Here is an 18,199-nt window from a genome sequence, read left to right as displayed (position 1 = left end):
CTCATTCCGCGACGGCGGTGAAACGGTGGACGACGCCGTCGTCCTCCCAGGAATCGCCCACCTCGGACAGGTCGATGTCGACGCCGGAGGGCTCCAGGGCCGCCCGGATCCGCCCGGCGACCGGTTCGGTGACGAAGTTGTGGTGGAGGTCCAGCCGGGTGAGGTGGGTGAGTGGCTGGCCGCCGAGGAGCGCCGTCACCCCCTCGTCGGTGAGCACGCCGAGGGACAGGTCGAGCGACGTCAGCTGGGCGACGACCGGGGACCCGGCGACGGCGGCGGCGATCTCGTCCTGTATCTCGCTGTTGCGCAGACCGAGATGGCGCAGCGCCGGGAAGCGTCCCCCCGCCAGGATCGGAGCGAGGTCGGCGACCGTCGCGTCACCGCCGTACTCCTCCACTCCGAGCCACAGGTCGAGGCTCTCCAGAGCGGGGAACTCGCCGGCGGCGACACCGCGTACGACCTCGCCCGGCAGGCCGCCGGCCTCGAACCGGAGCGTACGCAGACGCTTGTGCTGTACGGCGGGGAAGCGCAGTCCGGCGCCGCCACGGACCCCGAGCTCCTCCAGCAGCGGATAGGCCTCGAGGACCGGGGTGACGTCGGACTGCTCGATCCAGGAGATCTCCGCCTCCTCCATCTCCAGGTCCCCGATGAACACGGCCCGAAGAGCCGTCAGCCGGTCCCGGGCGTCCACGAGGCGCTGCACGATGACGCCGGAGTCGTTGTCGTACGCCTCGCCCCACTGGCCCACGACGATCGCCTGGACGCCGGACGGCTCCACGGAGCCGAGGAAGCGGTCCCAGAGGTCGGCGAAACCCTCCGAGGAGTCCCCATAGGCATCGACGGCCAGCCGCCAGGCCACAGCGCCCGCGGCGGGCAGCTCGCGGTGGGTCCCGGGATCGGGGAAGTCGAAGGCCGGGAGGCCGTGCAGTTCCTGAAGATGCTCGACGGGGGACATGTCGCTGGCCTCCTGGGATGCGGACGCGGTGCGTTGCTCGCGAAGAGTTCTACCAAGCGGCACTGACACCGCCGGCAACGGGTTGCGCGAGGCAGGCGGGGCGGAGCCCGGCAGGTCGTCGAGCCGTTCCGCACCGTCAACAGGAGCCGTGCGTGACCCGGTTCGACGGGGCGGGGCGAGCGACCGGCGCGAGCGGCGATGTCGTGGACGGGAAGTGCCGATCGTCCGGCGGCGGCCGTATTGCTCGGCCACGGCGACAACGACCGCGATCGGTCGGCGCCGTGAGCGGACCCCGGCCGGGCCCGCCCCTGCGGGTGCGCGGTGCGGTGGATGAAGGCGCCGGTGCGGAAGCGCAGGTCGGACGGGGCGTCGGGCCCCGGCCGCCGCCGTGCGGGACGTCATTGTCAGACCCCCCGCATAACGTCGTGGACATCGATCGGCGAGGCGCTGACGGGGAAGGGAGACACGCATGTACCGGCAGGGGGACGTCCTGATCATGCCCGTGGCGGAGGCGGCGCTGCCACCGGGCACGGAAGGGCTGCCGCAGCAGCCGAGGGACGCGCGAGGGCGGCTCGTGCTCGCTCTCGGCGAGGTCACCGGACATGCCCACGCGGTGGTCGGGCCGGGGACGCTCATGCGTGAGACCGGGCCGTTCGCGGTCTCCTACCTCCATCTCCCGGACGGCGGACGGGTGGTGCACGAGGAGCACGCGGCCATACCGCTGCCCAAGGGCTGGTACCGCGTGGTCCGGCAGCGCGAGTACGTGCCCGGCGCAGTGCGCGTCGTGGCGGACTGAGACGGCGGGGGAGCGGAAGGGTGAGCACGCCGATGGAGACCGCACAGGCGGACACGATGGCGAAGTGGCGCGAAGCGGCGGCGGCGACCGGCCCCGCGGACCGTGGGGCCGCGGAGGAGGGGCTGCGCCTGGCCTACCGGCTGGCGGGCCTGAAGGAACCGGAGACCGTCGTCTGGGCGGGATCGCCCCGCGAAGGGGCCGCCCTCGCGGCACGCCTCACGGCGGAGGGTGCGACCGGTCGCAGTGTGCGCGAGGCGGTGCGTACGCGGCAGTGGGCCGCCGCTCGCAAGGATGTACTCGACCGGCTCGGGCCGGCCGGATGGGCGGGGCACTGGTCCCTGACGGGAGCTCAGCTGTGGGACGGCACGGCCATGTTGACCGAGCGCATACGGACCGGTGTGGTCGAGGCCCTGGCCGGTGCGGCGGGGGACGAGCGGGCCGTCCGGCTGGTGCTGGTCGACGCGGTCCTCGGCCAGCACGACGCGGCGTGGCTCGCCGCCTTCGACGGTCAGGACGGGGGTGAGGCGCTCGACGGGGTCGCCGCGGTCGCCCGTGCCGCGGGCTGGTGGTGGCCGTACGAGAGGACCGTGATCGTCTGCGAACGCCCGGTGGAACTGCACCGGGACGAGGCGGGCAGACTCGATCGCGGCGACGGACCGGCGCTCGCCTTTCCCGACGGATTTGCGCTGCACGCGTGGCGCGGCATGCCCGTCCCCGCCGAGTTCCTCGACGGGCTGACCGGGCTGACCCCGCAGCGGATACGGGAGGAGGAGAACGCCGAACTGCGCCGCGTGATGCTGGAGCACTACGGCTACGACCGGTACCTGGAGGAGTCCGGGGCCGAGCCGGTCCAGCGGGACGAGACGGGCGTGCTGTGGCGCATCGAACTGGACGGGGACGAGCCGCTGGTGATGGTCGAGGTGGTCAACTCGACGCCCGAGCCCGACGGTACGCACCGCACGTACTGGCTTCGAGTACCGCCGCGTATGCGCACCGCCCGGGAGGGCGTCGCCTGGACCTTCGGCCTCGAGGAGGGGGAGTACATGCCGGAGAGGGAGACGTGAGACGGCTCCCTCGAGCCCGGGGCGGCAGGACGTCGCCCCGGCCGGGGTGGCGCCTGAGTCGGTGAGTCCGTCCGGCGGCGCCTGAGTCGAGGAGCCTGTCCGGCGGCGCCGCCTGAGCCGGGGAGCCTGTCCGGGGCGGCACCCCGGCCGGGGACGCCCCCTCGGACCGGCGTCCCCGGCCGGTCCCGTCCGCTGAGGAACGCCTTCCCGCTCCCCGGCGCGGTCCTGGAGGCGTGCCTGCCGCCCGGGTGGCGGGCGCCCCCCGCGGCAGAGCCACGACACCGGCCGAACGTGGTGCCCGTGCCCGACGCGGGGCCCACCCCTGGTACGAGAGACGCTCCTTCCCGCGCCTCCTCCGCTGTCACGGATCGGGAGGCCGTCCGGTCCTGGTAGGAGAAGGTCGATTCCGAGCCGCCCTGTGGGGCGGGCGTCGGCCTCCGGCTCCCGGAGGGAGTCGGCACCCCCACCGCCAGGAGGAGAGCTTTTATGACCACCCCCGTCGTCGCGATCGCCTATCACTCCGGCTACGGCCACACGACGGTGCTGGCCGAGGCCGTGCGTGACGGCGCCGCGGAGGCCGGAGCCGTCGTTCACCTGATCAAGGTCGACGAGATCACCGACGAGCAGTGGGGGCTGCTCGACACGGCCGACGCGATCGTCTTCGGTTCGCCGACCTACATGGGTACGGCGTCCGGCGCCTTCCACCAGTTCGCCGAGACCACCTCCAAGCGATGGTTCGTCCACTCGTGGAAGGACAAGCTGGCCGCCGGCTTCAGCAACTCCGGAGCCAAGAGCGGTGACAAGCTGCACACGCTCCAGTACTTCACCGTACTGGCGGCCCAGCACGGCATGACATGGGTCAACCTCGGCCTGCACCCGGGCTGGAACAGCTCCACCGCCTCCGAGGACGATCTCAACCGCCTCGGCTTCTACCTGGGCGCGGGCGCCCAGACCCACACCGACCACGGCCCCGAGGAAGTCCACAAGGCGGACATCGCCACCGCCGGGCACCTGGGCCGCCGCGTCGCCGAACAGACCCGCATCTACCTCGCCGGACGTACCGCCGTCGGTGCCTGAGCGCAACCCCGATCCGGCGGGAGGCTCCGGCCCGCACGCCGCTCGCGGACCGCGCGCCTTCCGGCCGACACCGCACACCGTGAAGGGACGCAACCCGCACAGGATCTGATGGGCGCCGCAGCCGCCGTACGGCTCGAGGGCAGGTCGTACGGCGGCTTCGGCGTACCCGTGCCCAGGTCAGGGCATCGCCATGGCCCGCGGCAACCTTCGACGGCGCAGGGCTACGTCACTTCGAGATCCCGTTTTTAAGTTAATTAGCAATTAATATTGACAGGCTTCAGGGGCCTGGGCACAGTTTCCGCCGTGGCACCGGCGCCCGGGACGACTGGAGCGGGGTGCCCCGTACCCCCAACTCTCGGGAGACTTCAGTGGCTTCGCATCGTGCAGAGATGGCGCGCGTGCGGCGGACCGCGGCGGTGCTCGGCGCCGCGGTCCTGGTCGGGTCGGCCGTTCCGACGGCACACGCCGCGGACGACCAGGGCGCGCCGCAGTACTACGACAGCGGCCTCGCCCCCACGCCGTACATGGGATGGAACACCTACTACGGGCTCGGCGCCCCGACCGAGGACCAGGTCAAGAAGGTCGCCGACTACCTCGTCAGCAGCGGGCTGCGCGACAGCGGCTACAACATCGTGTGGCTGGACGGCGGTTGGCAGGCCGACCGGCCTCGCGATCCGCAGACCGGCCGGCTCGTGGCCAACCCCACCCGCTTCCCCTCCGGCATCCCCGCGCTGGTGGACTACCTGCACAAGCGCGGCCTGAAGGCCGGCATCTACACCGACGCGGGTGAGTACGACGGCGGCACGTGGTGCGGCCTGGGCAGTCGCGGCCACTACGAGGAGGACGCCCGCCAGTTCGCGGGGTGGAAGGTCGACGCCATCAAGGTGGACTTCCTCTGCGGCATCGGCGCGGGGCTCGATCCGGGCCCGGCCTTCAAGGAGTTCAGCGACGCCGTCGCCAAGACCGGCCGCAAGATGCTGCTCAACCTGTGCAACCCGCTCACCGACGACTGGGGCATGCCGCACACCCCCGAGCAGGACGCGCACAACGCCTTCGTCTACGGGCCCACCACCGCCGACTCCTGGCGCACCGGCACCGACCTCGCCTGGGGCACCCCGACCGCGGGGGAGTGGCCGAACATCCTGCGCAGCATGGACGCCAACGCGTGGCACCCCGAAGCCCAGGGTCCCGGCCACTGGAACGACCCGGACTACCTCATCCCGATGCGCAAGCTCGCCGAGGGCGGCTACGAGCTGACGGAGGAGGAGTCCACCACGCAGTTCGTGATGTGGGCCGAGATGGCCTCGCCGCTGGTCATCGGCAGTGACCCGCGCACCCTGCCGGAGTCCATGCTCGACACCCTGCGCAACCCCGAGATCCTCGCCGTCGACCAGGACCCGCTGGGCATCCAGGGCGCCCGCGTGGCCACCGACTCCGTCGGCGACGTCTACAGCAAGGTGCTCCAGGGCGCGGGCAAGCGGGCGGTCGTCCTGCTCAACCGGTCCGACCAGGCGCAGGACCGCACGGTGAACTTCGCCGACGCCGGTCTGACGGGCAAGGTCTCCGTCCGCGACCTGCGGGCCCGCACCTCGCGCGGCACGTTCGCCGGCTCGTACACGGTGCACGTCCCCGCGCACGGCACCGCGTTCCTCAAGCTGACCGGCACCGACGACGCCCCGGGTGCGCAGCTGCCCGGCCGCTCGTCGGCGAGTCCGGCGCTGGTGCGCGACGGTGACACCCTGACCGCCTTCACTCGCGGCACCGACGGGTCCCTGCGGGCGCGGACCGCGCGCGACGGTGACTGGTCCAAGGCCCGTACCACCGAACTGGGTGGACCGACGCACGGCCGCTTCCTCGGTCAGCCCGCCGCGTACGCCTCGTCCGGCGGACGGATCGACGTCTTCGTGCGCGGCACCGACGACACCGCCTACCGGCGTGTCTTCACGAACGGGCGCTGGGGCCGCTGGCAGAGCCTCGGCGGGACGCTGACGGACGCGCCGACCGCGGCGTTCGCCGGTCCTGACGACTGGACGCTCTTCGCCCGCGGCGCGGACGGCGCGCTGTGGTCGCGCGGCCCGGCCTCCGGCTGGACCTCGCAGGGCGCCCCGCAGGACAAGGCGTTCTACGGCCGTCCGTCGGGCGTCGTGGACGATGCGGGCCGGCTGCACGTGGCCGTTCGCACCCCCGACGACTCCGTCTGGACGCGGACCCGCGACGCAGCCGGCACCTGGTCGGACTGGACGGCTCTCGACGGCACGACCAGCGGCAGCCCGACGCTCGTGGCCTCCGGGGACACGGTGCACCTGTACGCCCGTGCCGGTGACTACACGCTCTGGCAGCGCAGCTGGACGGCGTCCGGCGACTGGGCCGGCTGGAGCAAGGCCGAGGAGTTCGTCAGCGGTGCCTTCGACGGCGCGCTCGGCGCCGTGGCCGGGCCGGACGGCGGTGTGCTGGCCGCCTTCCGCGGAGTGGACGGGCGCGTCCACCAGACCGAGCTCTGAGCTCGGCGCCCGACCGCTCCACCGTGTTCCACCCGCGTCGACCCGCTCCACCCTGTTCCACCCGCGTGGCCCCGCATCACCGCTCGACCCGGCATCACCCGGCAGTGACAGGTGCGCCTCGGGGTCTTCTCAGGCCCTGAGGCGCACCCACCCGAAAATAAATTAGTAATTAATCTTGACGGCCCCCTGACCACTGCGCCAGGCTGTGCCTGCCGCGCCCGGAGCCGGGCCGTCAGGGGGCCCAAGCACCGTTCCGTCGGCACCTAGGGAGTGCACAGATGACCGCCTTCAACGCCACCCGCCGCAGATTCCTCATAGGAACCGGCGCAGTCGGCGCCGGCGCGCTGCTCAGCAGCTGCGTCACCCAGAGCCCGTCCGCCTCCGGAGGAAAGTCCGGCGGCCCCGTGACCCTGCAGTCCAACCTCTCCTCGCCGCAGGCCAAGACCGCGATGCAGCAGATCGTCGCCGCCTTCGACAAGCGCGGCGACACCAAGGCGCAGCTCAACACCGTCGCGTCGGAGACCTTCCGCACACAGCTGCCGACCTACCTCACGTCGGCCAACCCGCCGGACGCCTACACCTGGTACCCCGGTTCCGTCGCCGAGTCGTACGCGAAGAAGGACCTGCTCCTCCAGCTCGACGACATCTGGACGAAGCCCGAGCTCGCCGGCTACTCCGACGCGCTCAAGAAGCTGTGCACCTCGGCCTCCAGCGGCAAGAAGGTCTTCGTGCCCACCAGCTACTACTGGTGGGGCATGTTCTACCGGAAGTCCAACTTCGCGAAGTGGGGCGTGCAGGAGCCCAAGACCTGGGACGAGTTCCTCGACCTGTGCGACAAGCTCAAGAGCAAGGGCGTCGCCCCGATCGGCCTCGGTGCGGGCGGCGACACCCCGTGGGTCGCCTCCGCGTGGTTCGACTACCTCAACATTCGCGTCAACGGTGCCACGTACCACCGCGAACTCCTCGCCGGGAAGCACCGGTTCGACGACCCCGAGGTCCGCAAGGTCTTCGACAAGTGGGACGAGGCACGCCCCTACTTCGACCCCAACGGCACGGCGATCCCCTTCCAGGACGCCACCACCGCCCTCCTCCAGGGCCGTACGGGGATGATGCTCATCGGCACCTTCTTCGCGGACGCCGCGCCCAAGGACGCGCTGGGCGACCTGGACTTCTTCCAGTTCCCCATCATCGACCCGAAGGTGCCGGTCGCCGAGGAGGCACCCACCGACGGCTACTTCGCCAGCGCCCGCACCAAGCGCGCCGACGGCGTCAAGGAGTTGCTGCGCTACCTGGCCACCGCCGAGTCGCAGGAGCTGTACATCAAGAGCTCCTCGGGCACGGTGCTGCCGACCCACCCGGACGCCAAGGACGCCGGCACCCCTCTGGTCGCCAAGGGGCGCAAGCTCGTCGAGAGCGCCGCGGAGATCACCCAGTTCTTCAACCGCGACTCCAGCGACGCGCTCCAGCCGACCGCCGACACGGCGCTGGTGCACTACCTGGCGAAGCCCAAGGAGATCGGCTCCATCCTCACCACGTGGCAGCGCAGCGCACAGAAGATCTGGAGCCAGTGACAATGGCGCTGATCGGCTCCACACGTCGGTCCAGGGCCACGCGGGTGCCCCCCGTGGTCCTGGCCTTCGTTCTCATCCCGCTGCTCGCCGAGGCGTTCTGGGTCTTCTGGCCGGCGCTCCAGGGCTTCTACCTCTCCCTGACGTCCTGGGACGGCCTGGCCGCCCCGAAATTCGTCGGCCTCGGCAACTACAGCGAGATGGTGCACGACGCGGTCTTCCGCACCGCCGCGATCAACACGGTGCTGTGGCTGCTGCTCTTCGGCGGGCTCTCCGCCGCACTCGGGCTCGGTGCCGCGATGCTGCTCCAGAAGGAGCGGCGCGGCATCGGGTTCTACCGGGCGGCGCTGTTCCTGCCGGTGGTCTTCTCACTGGTCGCGACCGCGCTGGTGTGGCAGGCCATGTACCAGCCGGACGGCCTGATCAACAACGTGCTGGAGGCCGTCGGTCTCGGCGGCTGGCGGCACGCCTGGCTCGCCGACCAGGACACCGCCTTCTACGCGGTGATCGTGCCCGCGCTGTGGCGCCAGGTCGGCTATGTGATGGTGCTGTACCTGGCCGGCCTCAAGGGCATCGACCCCGCCCTCTACGAGGCGGCCAAGGTCGACGGCGTCACCCGCTGGCAGCAGTTCCGGTACATCACACTGCCGCAGCTGCGCAGCGTCAACGCGGTCGTTCTGTCGGTGATCGTCATCGACTCGCTGCGCTCGTTCGACGTGGTGTGGGCGCTCACCCGCGGCGGCCCCTACCACTCCTCCGAACTGCTGAGCACCTACATGTACTCCACCGCGTTCCAGTCCCTGCGTCTGGGATACGGCTCCGCACTCGCCGTCGTCATCTTCGTGCTGGCCTTCGGCGTCATCGTGAGCTACCTCGTGCGCGCCTTCCGGGAGGCCGACTGATGACCGCCACCCACGCCACCGCGCACAGCGAGGAAACCGAGGGCAAGGCCGGCCCCGCCAAGGTCGCGGCACCCCGCCGCTCCTTGCTGCACAGCCGCAAGCTGCGCACCACCGGTTTCCACCTCACCGCGAGCCTGCTGTCCGCACTGTGGCTGCTGCCGATCGTCCTGGTGCTCATCACCAGCACCCGGACCTTCGACGACATCGCCGCGCACGGAGTGGGCAGCTGGCCGCACTCGTTCACCTTCGACAGCTTCCGCCAGGCGTGGGTGGACGGCGGCCAGCAGCGCGCCCTCATCAACAGCATGCTGGTCACCATCCCCACCGTGGCACTGTCGCTCGGCCTGGCCTCCATGGCGGCCTTCGCGCTCAGCCGCTACGACCTGCCCTTCCGGCGCGTCCTGCTGCTGCTCATGCTAGGCGGCAATCTGCTGCCCCCGCAGATCCTGCTGATCCCGGTCTCCAAACTGAGCGAAGTGCTCGGCATCTACGACCAGTTGTACGCCCTGATCGGGGTGCAGGTCGGCTTCGGCGTCGGCTTCTACGTCTTCGTTCTGCACGGCTTCATGCGGTCGATCCCCGGTGAGATCCAGCAGGCCGCCGTCATCGACGGCGCGGGCCCGTGGCAGATCTACTGGCGGATCATCCTGCCGCTGGCCCGCCCGGCGCTGGCCGCGCTGACCGCGCTGTCGTTCACCTGGATCTTCAACGACCTGCTGTGGGCCATCACCGTGCTGCGCACCGACACCCAGATGCCCATCACCGCCTCGCTGATCGGGCTGCAGGGCCAGTACGTGTCCATGTGGAACGTCATCGCGGCCGGTTCGGTGATCGCCGCCGCCCCGACGGTGGCCGTCTTCCTCCGCTTCCAGCGCCACTTCGTGGCCGGACTGAACCTCGGAGCCGTGAAGTGACCGCGCCCGACCGGTGGCTGCTGCGCACCGACACCACCACCTACGCCGTCGCACTCGGAGGCGACGGACGCTGGGCCGAACTCGCCGCCTGGGGGCCGCACGGCGCCGAGGACGGACCGTCGCCCATGGACTGGTCCCGTCGCACGCACTTCATCACCCCCGCCGACGCCGCGCCGGCCGAGTACATCCCGTACGGGCTGCGGCCGTTCGCCGGCGCCGACCTGGTCGCCTCCCGCCCCGGCGGCGACCGCGGCAGCTGGTGGCGGTTCACCGGTGCCACGCAGGACGGCGACCACGCGCTGCGCCTGGAGTTCGCCGACGACCTCCTCGGACTGCACACGACCCTGTGCTACGAGACGGTGCCCGGTACCGACGTCGTGCTGCGCTGGACGGTACTCACCTGCACCGGTGACGACGAGGTGCGTCTGGAACGCTTCGACTCCGCCGCGGTCAACGTGCCCGTCCAGGACGGCGCACGGCTGACGTATCTGGCCGGCCAGTGGTCGCAGGAGTTCCAGCTCGAGGACGTGGAACTGGAGCGCGGCCGGTTCGAGATGGAGAGCACCCAGGGCTCGGCGGGCCACGCCTACCACCCGTGGCTCGCGATCCAGGACGCCGCCGCCCCGGCCGAGGGAGCCACCCCCACCTACGGCATCGCGCTGGAGTGGTCCGGCAACTGGCGGATCACCGCCGATGCCGAGCCCGGCGGCGCGGTGCGCGTGCGCGCCGGCCGTGTGCCGCACGAAGGAGCCGTCCGTCTGGCCCCCGGCACCACCCTTGTCACGCCCCGTCTGGCCTGCGCCTTCAGCCCGGACGGTCTCGACGGCCTGGCCCGCGTCTGGCACCGCTACGAGCGGCACCTGACCGGCGAGCGCATCGACCGGCCGCGCAAGGTCCTCTACAACTCCTGGGAGGCCACCGGCTTCGACGTCGACGCCGAAGGCCAGCTGGAGCTCGCCGAGGTCGCCGCGGAACTGGGTGCCGAGCTCTTCGTCGTCGACGACGGCTGGTTCACCGGGCGCCCCGACGACACCGGCGGCCTCGGCGACTGGGACCCCGACCCGGCCGAATTCCCCGGCGGATTCGACCGGTTCGTCGAGGACGTCCGCGCTCTCGGCATGGACTTCGGGCTGTGGGTCGAGCCCGAGGGCATCAGCCCCCGCTCGAAGCTCTACGCCGAACACCCCGAGTGGGTGTACCGGATCGACGGCCGCCCCGCCACCCTGGTGCGCAACCAGCTCCTGCTCGACCTCGGCCGTGAGGACGTCCAGGACTTCGTCATCGCCACCCTCGACCGGCTGCTCGGCTCCCACGCCATCGGCTACCTCAAGTGGGACATGAACCGGCCGCCCACCGAACGCGGCCGCCCCGGCCATCCGGCGGGCCCCGATCCGGAGCGGCAGGACCTCGACGCCGCGCACGTCGCCGGCTACCTCCGTGTTCTGGACCATCTGCGCACGGCCCACCCGCACGTCACGGTCGAGGGCTGCGCCGGCGGCGGCGCACGTGTCGAGCACGCCACCATCGCCCGCACCGACGTGGTGTGGCCCAGCGACAACACCGCGCCCATGGACCGGCTGCGCACCCAGTACGGCTACCTCCACGCGCACGCCCCGCACACCATGAGTTCCTGGGTCACCGACGCCCCCGGCGTCTTCGACCCCCGGCCCCGCTCGCTCGCCTTCCGCTTCGTCAACTCCATGGCGGGCGTGCTCGGGATCGGCGCCGACATCCGCCACTGGACACCGGAGCAGCGTGCCGAGGCCGCGCGGTGGATCGCCCGCTACAAGGAGATCCGGGACGTGGTCCACCACGGCGAGGTCCATCTGCTGGGCAGCCCCGCCGACCCGACGTGCGGCGTCCAGTTCGAGGAACAGAGCGGCGACCGCGTGGTGGTGACGGCCTGGAACACCGGTCCACTGAACGGCGCGCCCCTGGTGCCCGGACGGCCCGCCCGGCTCCGGCTGCGGGACCTCGCCCCGGACGCCGTCTACACCGACACCGTGACCGGCACCCGTTACCGCGGCGCGTATCTGCTCCACACGGGGCTGCCGTTCGCCTGGACCCCCGAGCACGACGCGGAGTTGACCGTTCTGGCCCGTCAGTGACGACAGCGGGAGAATCTGCACCCCACCGGCCTCTCGAACAGGAGAAGATCCACCCCATGAATCCAGCCGCCCGCTTCACCAACCGCGTCGCCGTGGTCACGGGTGCCGCGTCGGGCATCGGCGCGGCCGCCGCGGCACGTCTCGCCGCGGAGGGCGCGGCCGTCGTCCTCGTCGACATCGCCGCCGAGCGCGGCGAGGAGACCGCCGAGCGGCTGCGCAAGGACGGGGCCCGGGCCCTCTTCGTCGCCGCCGACGTCTCGAGTGAGGACGACTGGCAGCGGGTGATCACCGCCGCGCACGGCTTCGGGCCCGTGGGCGTCCTGGTCAGCAACGCGTACACGGTGGCCGTCGCACCGGTCCACGAGACCAGTCTGGCCTCCTGGGAGCGGCAGCTTTCGGTCAACCTCACCGGTGCCTTCCTCGGCGTCAAGGCCGCACTGCCGGATCTGCGCGAGCACGGCGGGGCCGTGGTGCTCGTCTCCTCCGTGCACGCGCACCGGGGCATCCCCGGCCACCCGGCGTACGCGGCGAGCAAGGGCGCCCTGCTGTCGCTGTGTGGTCAGCTCGCCGTCGAGTACGGCCCGGACGTCCGGGTCAACGCGGTGCTGCCGGGGCCGATCCTGACCGCCGCCTGGGACCGGGTACCGCAGGCCGACCGCGAGCTCAGTGTCGCGGAGACCGCGGCCCGCCGCTTCGGCACCCCCGAGGAGGTCGCCGCCGCCGTCGCCTTCCTCGCCGCCGACGAAGCCTCCTACATCACCGGATCGAGCCTGCTCGTGGACGGCGGTTGGAGCGTCACCAAGGCCTCCGCCTGACGGAACCGACCGCGACGGCCACCGATCGAACAGCAAGAAAGGCATACACATGACGCCATACGCGCGCCGCGGAGTGCACGGCCAGACCGTGGAGACCCTCGCCCGCCGGGTGCTCAGCGGCGAGATCCCCGAGGGAGCGACGCTCGACATGGCGGCCCTGCAGAGCGAACTGGACGTCAGCCTGACGGCCCTGCGCGAGTCACTGAAGGTGCTCGCGGCCAAGGGCATGGTCGACGCCCGGCAGAAGCGCGGCACCTTCGTCAGGCCCCGCTCCGACTGGAACCTGCTCGACGCCGACGTGCTGCGCTGGCAGTTCGCCGAGAGCAGCGGCACCGGCGCGAACCCCGCACTGCTGCGCAACCTCGGCGAGGTCCGCGGCATCATCGAGCCCGCGGCCGTGCGCCTCGCGGCGGACCGGCGCACCGACGCCGACCTCGAGGCGCTCCGGACCGCACTGACCGCCATGAGCCAGGAGGGCGACCCGAGCGACGCCGTCGAGGCCGACCTCGCCTTCCACCGCGCGCTGCTCGCGGCCACCCACAACGAACTGCTGGAACGCATGGAGGTGGTCATCGAGTCGGGCCTCGCCCAGCGCGACCAGCTGGTGCACAGCGCCCCGCACAGCGAGGACCCGGTCCCCAGCCACCGCGCCGTCCTCGACGCCGTGCGCGACCGGGACCCGGACGCCGCGGAACGCGCCATGCGCGCCCTGCTCGACCAGGCGACGCGCGATCTCGACAAGGTCAGCGGCCCGAACGCGCCCGAGGGCACGGACGGTTCACCCGAGAAGAAGGACGGCCAGGCACAGTGAAGATCGCGCGCGTCGAGACCTTTCTCATCCCGCCCCGCTGGCTGTTCTGCCGCATCGAGACGGACGACGGCGTCGTCGGCTGGGGCGAGCCGGTGGTGGAGGGCAGGGCCGAGGTGGTCCGGTCGGCCGTGGAGGTGCTGTCGGAGTACCTGGTGGGCCAGGACCCCTTGCGTATCCAGGACCACTGGCAGGTGCTGAGCAAGGGCGGCTTCTACCGGGGCGGCCCGGTCCTGTCCAGCGCCGTCGCCGGCATCGACCAGGCCCTGTGGGACATCGCGGGCCGCGCCCTCGGGGTGCCGGTGCACACCCTGCTCGGCGGGCCGGTCCGCGACACGGTACGGGTGTACGCCTGGGTCGGCGGCGACGAGCCCCAGCGGCTCAAGGAGGAGGTCACCGCCCAGGTCGAAGCCGGGTTCACCGCCGTCAAGATGAACGCCGCCGGGCGCACCCCGCCGATCGGCAGTCCAGCCGACACGGCCGCCGTCGTCGAGCGGGTGGCGGCCGCCCGCGAGGCCCTCGGCCCGCACCGGGACGTCGCCGTCGACTTCCACGGTCGCTTCGCTGCCGCCAACGCGCGCCGGGTACTGCACGAGATAGCCCCGCTGCACCCGATGTTCGTGGAGGAGCCCGTCCTGCCCGACCAGGCGCATCTGCTGCCGGGCCTGGTCTCCGCCTCGCCGGTGCCGCTCGCCACCGGTGAACGGCTGTACGGGCGGGCCGACTTCCTGCCCGCTCTGACCGCGGGCGTCGCCGTGGCCCAGCCGGACCTGTCGCACGCCGGCGGGATATCGGAGGTCACCCGGATCGCCTCGCTGGCGGAGACCTTCGGGGCCCATCTGGCGCCGCACTGCCCGCTCGGCCCCATCGCGCTCGCCGCCAGCCTCCAGGTCGCCTTCGCCACACCCAACTTCCTCATCCAGGAGCAGAGCCGGGGCATCCACTACAACAAGGACGCCGACCTGCTGTCCTACCTGGTCGACACCGAGCCCTTCCGCTTCGTCGCCGGCCAGGCGCACCGCACCGGACTGCCCGGACTCGGCGTCACCGTCGACGAGGACGCGGTGCGTGCCGCCGACCGGTCAGGCCACGCCTGGCGCAACCCCGTCTGGCGGCACGCCGACGGCTCCTTCGCCGAATGGTGAGCGCCACGCCGCTGCCCGTCCGCGTCCTCACCGACGCGGACCGCGGCGGGCGTTGGACATCGCTCACCGCCGGCGGCCGTGAGTGGCTGTGGCACCGCGACGAGCCCCGCCGCCGTGCGGTCCGGCCCGGCGACCCCTTCGCCGACGCCGGAGGGCTGGAGGAGTGCGTGCCCACCGTGCGCGGACTGCCCGACCACGGCGACGCCTGGTCGCGGCCCTGGTGCAGAGCGGGGGAGGCGGACGTCGTGGAGTGCCCCGACTTCCGCCTGACCCGGCGCATCCGCGAGCGCGAGAACGCGGTCGTCGCCGACTACCGGCTCGCCGCCGAGCCCGGCTACCGCTTCGTGTGGGCCGCCCACGCCTTGCTGGACCTCTCCGAGGCCGCCCGGATCGGCGCCGTCGGACCCGCGGTGACCCGGCTCTACCCGGACGAGGGCGACCGCTGGACCGCCGGAGTCTGGCCCACCGTCGACGGCGTGCCCCTCGACCGGCTCGGCCCGGACGACGGGAGCGCCGTCGGAGCGGTCGTCCTCACCCCCCAGGTGGCCGTGCACGACGGCGCCGATACCCTGCACCTGTCCGTCGAGGCCGACGGCCAGCCGGTCGCCGTGGCCCTCTGGCGCAACCTCGGCGGCTTCCCCCAGGACGCGCCCTACCGATCGATCGGCGTCGAGCCGATGCTCGGCCGCGTCTTCGACCGTGCCGCGGCGGACGACGGGGACACCGCCGTCGTACCGCCGACCGGTGAGGTCGTCTGGCGGCTCACCGTCACCGCGACCCGCCGACCCTGAACCCCCGTCACCAGAAGGGATGCCGGATGAACCTGCTCGCCGCGCTGCGCGCGCACCGGCTGCTCGCCATCGTCCGCGGCAGCGATCCGGACGCCGCGCTGAACACCGTGCTCACCCTCGCCGAGGAGGGCGTCACCCTCGTCGAGGTCTCCCTCTCCGGGCGCGACGCGCTCGACGTCATCGCGCGGGCCCGTGCCGCGCTGGGCCCCGACGCGACGCTCGGGGCCGGAACCGTGCTCAGCTCCGACGACGCCCGTGCCGCCCACAAGGCGGGCGCCGCGTTCCTCGTCACGCCGGCGGTCAGCGACGGCATCGCCACCGGGCGGGAACTCGGACTCCCCGTGCTCGCCGGTGTGATGACCCCCACCGACATCCTCCAGGCACGGCGGCTCGGCGCGGACGCCCTCAAGCTGTTCCCTGCGGGCAGCGCCGGGGGCCCCGGTTATCTGAAGGACCTGCGCGGCCCCTTCCCGGACCTGCCGTTCGTACCGGTCGGGGGAGTGGATGCGACCGCGGCCGCCGACTACCTGCGTGAGGGAGCGACGGCCGTCGGCGTCGGCTCGCCCCTGGTCGGCGACGCCGCCGCGGGCGGCGATCCCACCGCCCTGCGCGAGCGCGCCCGCGCGTTCCTGGACGTCGTGCGCTCGGAGGTCCGCCCGTGACGACCCCCGCGGTCCTCGCGACCGACCGCCTGGAACTGGGCGAGGGCATTCGCTGGACGGACGGCCGCACCGTGCTGACCGACATCCTCAGCGGCCGGCTGTTCGCCCTGCCCGACGAGCCCGACGCACCCCTCGTCCCGATCACTCGACTGCCCTGCCCCCTGGGCGCCGTGGCACCGGTGGAGGGGCGCCCGGGCCACTGGATCGCGGCGGCGGGCACCGGCATCTGCCGTATCGACCCCGAGGGCCGCGTCGACTGGATCGCGCGCCCCGAGGACGACGCGGCCGTGGCGATGCGCATGAACGACGGAGTCGCCGACCCGCACGGGCGCTTCTGGGCCGGCAGCATGGCGTACGAGGGCACCGAGGACGCGGGCTCCCTCTACCGCCTGGACCGCGACGGCCGAGTCACCCGTGTCCTGCGGGACGTCACGATCCCCAACGGCCCGGCCTTCAGCACCGACGGCACCCTCATGTACCTCGCCGACAGCGCCCGCGGCGTCATCCGCCGCTACCCGGTCGACCCGGCGAGCGGCGACCCGGGCGCTCCCGAGACCTTCGTCACGGTCGAGTCCGGCAGCCCCGACGGTATGACCACCGACGTCGAGGGCGGCCTGTGGACCGCCGTCTGGGGCACCGGGCAGGTCCACCGCTACCACCCCGACGGCACCTTGGACCGCATGGTCGACCTGCCCGCAGGGCAGCCCGCGGGACTCTGCCTCGGCGGTCCCGACGGCCGTACGCTGCTGGTCACCAGTGCGTGTATCGGCCTGACCGATCCTGGACCCCTCGACGGCGCGGTGTTCGCGGTCCGGGTGGACGTCCCCGGCGTCCCGGCCGCACCGTACCGCCCGGCGGTCCCCGCCGCCGCGCAGCCGGCGGACCGCGCCGACACACGCTAGGAAACCCATCATGAGCACCCACCGGCCACTGCGTCACGGCCCCGTGGTCTGCGTCGGCGAGACCATGGCCGCCCTCGCGCCCGACCCGCTCGGACCGTTGGACGGCGCCGACCTGCTCCGCGTCGACGTCGCGGGCGCCGAGTCGAACGTCGCCCTCTACCTCGCCGACCACGGCATCCCCGCCCGCTGGGTCTCCGCGGTCGGCGACGACCCCTTCGGCCGACGCGTGCGCGCCCGGATCGCCGCGGGCGGCGTCGACGTGAGCGGCGTACGCACCGACCCCGAGCGCCCCACCGGACTGCTGCTCAAGGACCCGGGCGCACAGGGCACCCGGGTCCACTACCACCGCGCAGGATCCGCCGCTTCGGCCCTCACCCCCGATGTGCTCGACGACCCGGCGCTCGCGGATGCCGCGCTCGTGCACCTCAGCGGGATCACACCCGCCCTGTCGTCCGGCTGCCGCGCCCTGGTCGAACGGGCCCTGCGCCCCGACCGTCCCTGGCCCGTCAGCTTCGATGTCAACCACCGCCCCGCCCTGTGGGCCGGCCGCTCCGGCGCGGACGTGCTGCGCCCGCTCGCGGACCTCGCCGACATCGTGCTGGTGGGTCTCGACGAGGCCCAGGCCCTGTGGGGCGACGGGATCACCGACGCCGAGGGCGTGCGTGACCTCCTGTCCGGCCCGCATGTCCTCGTCGTGAAGGACGGGGACCGCGCCGCCACCGCCTTCGTCGGGGACGCCGTCCACAGCGTGCCCGCCCTGAAGGTGCGCGTCGCCGAACCGGTCGGCGCGGGCGACGCGTTCGCGGCCGGATTCCTCAGCGGCCTGCTGCGGCGGCTGCCCGTGGACGGCGCGCTGCGCCTCGGCCATCTGACCGCGGCCTCGGCCCTGCGAGTGGCCGCCGACCACGGCCCGCTGCCGGACCCGGGCCTCGTATCGGCGCTCCTGGACGCCGACGAGGAGACCTGGCGCGCCGCCGTGATCGACTGACCCTCCGAAGCGGCCGGCGTTCGCACACCTTGCTCCGCCGCCGGGGACACCCACGCCGACGGCGCAACGACTGGGCGTTCCCCGGCCGATGCACGGCTCGTCCTTGCCCGGCGCGGGTGCGGTTCGCCCACGCCGGGCACAGTCGTATCGGCCACCCGCTCGTGCGGCCGCGCCTTCGGACGGCGGACGCCCGAGCGGGCGCC

Annotated in this window: 16 protein-coding genes; 15 read left to right on the top strand and 1 reads right to left on the bottom strand. The window is 72.6% G+C overall.

What is annotated here, in order from left to right:
* Window position 1 precedes the first annotated feature (1 nt).
* On the bottom strand, window positions 2-955 hold the full coding sequence (locus tag ACSHXN_RS08650; RefSeq protein ID WP_356112182.1) for an STM4015 family protein: 954 nt from the start codon (window positions 953-955) through the stop codon (window positions 2-4).
* Between the two features lie 469 nt (window positions 956-1,424).
* On the opposite strand from ACSHXN_RS08650, the gene ACSHXN_RS08645 reads away from it, so the two are divergent.
* From ACSHXN_RS08645 to ACSHXN_RS08575, 15 genes are all read left to right on the top strand, one after another.
* Window positions 1,425-1,751, top strand: coding sequence for a hypothetical protein (locus ACSHXN_RS08645; RefSeq protein ID WP_331264239.1), 327 nt, complete (start codon window positions 1,425-1,427; stop codon window positions 1,749-1,751).
* Between the two features lie 56 nt (window positions 1,752-1,807).
* Entirely contained in the window at window positions 1,808-2,815 is a 1,008-nt protein-coding gene (locus ACSHXN_RS08640) for a DUF6745 domain-containing protein (protein ID WP_355134140.1), read from the top strand.
* Window positions 2,816-3,301: 486 nt separating this feature from the next.
* Complete coding sequence (locus ACSHXN_RS08635) at window positions 3,302-3,892, top strand: flavodoxin family protein (RefSeq protein WP_355795948.1); 591 nt, start codon at window positions 3,302-3,304, stop codon at window positions 3,890-3,892.
* A 389-nt stretch (window positions 3,893-4,281) separates the two neighbouring features.
* Window positions 4,282-6,393 (top strand): glycoside hydrolase family 27 protein, encoded by a 2,112-nt coding sequence (locus tag ACSHXN_RS08630; RefSeq protein WP_356112185.1) that lies wholly within the window; start codon window positions 4,282-4,284, stop codon window positions 6,391-6,393.
* Window positions 6,394-6,671: 278 nt separating this feature from the next.
* On the top strand, window positions 6,672-7,964 hold the full coding sequence (locus ACSHXN_RS08625; protein WP_355133998.1) for an ABC transporter substrate-binding protein: 1,293 nt from the start codon (window positions 6,672-6,674) through the stop codon (window positions 7,962-7,964).
* A gap of 53 nt (window positions 7,965-8,017) precedes the next feature.
* Window positions 8,018-8,863, top strand: coding sequence for a carbohydrate ABC transporter permease (locus ACSHXN_RS08620; protein ID WP_355133996.1), 846 nt, complete (start codon window positions 8,018-8,020; stop codon window positions 8,861-8,863).
* Entirely contained in the window at window positions 8,863-9,777 is a 915-nt protein-coding gene (locus ACSHXN_RS08615) for a carbohydrate ABC transporter permease (protein ID WP_355133994.1), read from the top strand. The genes ACSHXN_RS08620 and ACSHXN_RS08615 overlap by 1 nt, the downstream gene beginning before the upstream one ends.
* The gene (locus tag ACSHXN_RS08610; protein WP_438302878.1) at window positions 9,774-11,885 is read left to right on the top strand and encodes an alpha-galactosidase; all 2,112 of its coding nucleotides are present in this window, start codon (window positions 9,774-9,776) and stop codon (window positions 11,883-11,885) included. Before ACSHXN_RS08615 ends, ACSHXN_RS08610 begins: the two co-directional genes overlap by 4 nt.
* Before the next feature lie 56 nt (window positions 11,886-11,941).
* Window positions 11,942-12,700 (top strand): SDR family NAD(P)-dependent oxidoreductase, encoded by a 759-nt coding sequence (locus tag ACSHXN_RS08605; protein ID WP_355133990.1) that lies wholly within the window; start codon window positions 11,942-11,944, stop codon window positions 12,698-12,700.
* A 49-nt stretch (window positions 12,701-12,749) separates the two neighbouring features.
* On the top strand, window positions 12,750-13,511 hold the full coding sequence (locus ACSHXN_RS08600; protein WP_355133988.1) for a FadR/GntR family transcriptional regulator: 762 nt from the start codon (window positions 12,750-12,752) through the stop codon (window positions 13,509-13,511).
* The gene (gene dgoD, locus ACSHXN_RS08595) at window positions 13,508-14,653 is read left to right on the top strand and encodes a galactonate dehydratase (protein ID WP_355133986.1); all 1,146 of its coding nucleotides are present in this window, start codon (window positions 13,508-13,510) and stop codon (window positions 14,651-14,653) included. Before ACSHXN_RS08600 ends, dgoD begins: the two co-directional genes overlap by 4 nt.
* Window positions 14,647-15,444, top strand: a complete 798-nt coding sequence (locus tag ACSHXN_RS08590; RefSeq protein WP_438302877.1) for a hypothetical protein — start codon at window positions 14,647-14,649, stop codon at window positions 15,442-15,444. The genes dgoD and ACSHXN_RS08590 overlap by 7 nt, the downstream gene beginning before the upstream one ends.
* A 26-nt stretch (window positions 15,445-15,470) precedes the next feature.
* A complete protein-coding gene (locus tag ACSHXN_RS08585) occupies window positions 15,471-16,106 on the top strand; it encodes a bifunctional 4-hydroxy-2-oxoglutarate aldolase/2-dehydro-3-deoxy-phosphogluconate aldolase (protein WP_355133982.1) in 636 nt (211 codons plus the stop codon).
* Entirely contained in the window at window positions 16,103-17,008 is a 906-nt protein-coding gene (locus ACSHXN_RS08580) for an SMP-30/gluconolactonase/LRE family protein (protein WP_355133980.1), read from the top strand. Before ACSHXN_RS08585 ends, ACSHXN_RS08580 begins: the two co-directional genes overlap by 4 nt.
* A gap of 10 nt (window positions 17,009-17,018) precedes the next feature.
* A complete protein-coding gene (locus ACSHXN_RS08575) occupies window positions 17,019-17,996 on the top strand; it encodes a sugar kinase (protein ID WP_355133978.1) in 978 nt (325 codons plus the stop codon).
* Window positions 17,997-18,199 lie beyond the last annotated feature (203 nt).

The sequence above is a fragment of the Streptomyces sp. HUAS TT11 genome (assembly GCF_051553595.1).
Lineage (GTDB): Bacteria > Actinomycetota > Actinomycetes > Streptomycetales > Streptomycetaceae > Streptomyces.
Note: the sequence above shows the minus strand (reverse complement) of the source record. Positions and strands in the feature narration are given on the sequence as shown.

Excerpts from the sequence above, each read along its gene's own strand:
- ACSHXN_RS08590 (WP_438302877.1), top strand. The coding sequence starts at position 14,647 with ATGGTGAGCGCCACGCCGCTGCCCGTCCGCGTCCTCACCGACGCGGAC.
- ACSHXN_RS08615 (WP_355133994.1), top strand. The coding sequence starts at position 8,863 with ATGACCGCCACCCACGCCACCGCGCACAGCGAGGAAACCGAGGGCAAG.
- ACSHXN_RS08650 (WP_356112182.1), bottom strand. The coding sequence starts at position 955 with ATGTCCCCCGTCGAGCATCTTCAGGAACTGCACGGCCTCCCGGCCTTC.
- ACSHXN_RS08625 (WP_355133998.1), top strand. The coding sequence starts at position 6,672 with ATGACCGCCTTCAACGCCACCCGCCGCAGATTCCTCATAGGAACCGGC.
- ACSHXN_RS08600 (WP_355133988.1), top strand. The coding sequence starts at position 12,750 with ATGACGCCATACGCGCGCCGCGGAGTGCACGGCCAGACCGTGGAGACC.
- ACSHXN_RS08645 (WP_331264239.1), top strand. The coding sequence starts at position 1,425 with ATGTACCGGCAGGGGGACGTCCTGATCATGCCCGTGGCGGAGGCGGCG.
- ACSHXN_RS08635 (WP_355795948.1), top strand. The coding sequence starts at position 3,302 with ATGACCACCCCCGTCGTCGCGATCGCCTATCACTCCGGCTACGGCCAC.
- ACSHXN_RS08585 (WP_355133982.1), top strand. The coding sequence starts at position 15,471 with ATGAACCTGCTCGCCGCGCTGCGCGCGCACCGGCTGCTCGCCATCGTC.
- ACSHXN_RS08575 (WP_355133978.1), top strand. The coding sequence starts at position 17,019 with ATGAGCACCCACCGGCCACTGCGTCACGGCCCCGTGGTCTGCGTCGGC.
- ACSHXN_RS08630 (WP_356112185.1), top strand. The coding sequence starts at position 4,282 with ATGGCGCGCGTGCGGCGGACCGCGGCGGTGCTCGGCGCCGCGGTCCTG.
- ACSHXN_RS08640 (WP_355134140.1), top strand. The coding sequence starts at position 1,808 with ATGGCGAAGTGGCGCGAAGCGGCGGCGGCGACCGGCCCCGCGGACCGT.
- ACSHXN_RS08605 (WP_355133990.1), top strand. The coding sequence starts at position 11,942 with ATGAATCCAGCCGCCCGCTTCACCAACCGCGTCGCCGTGGTCACGGGT.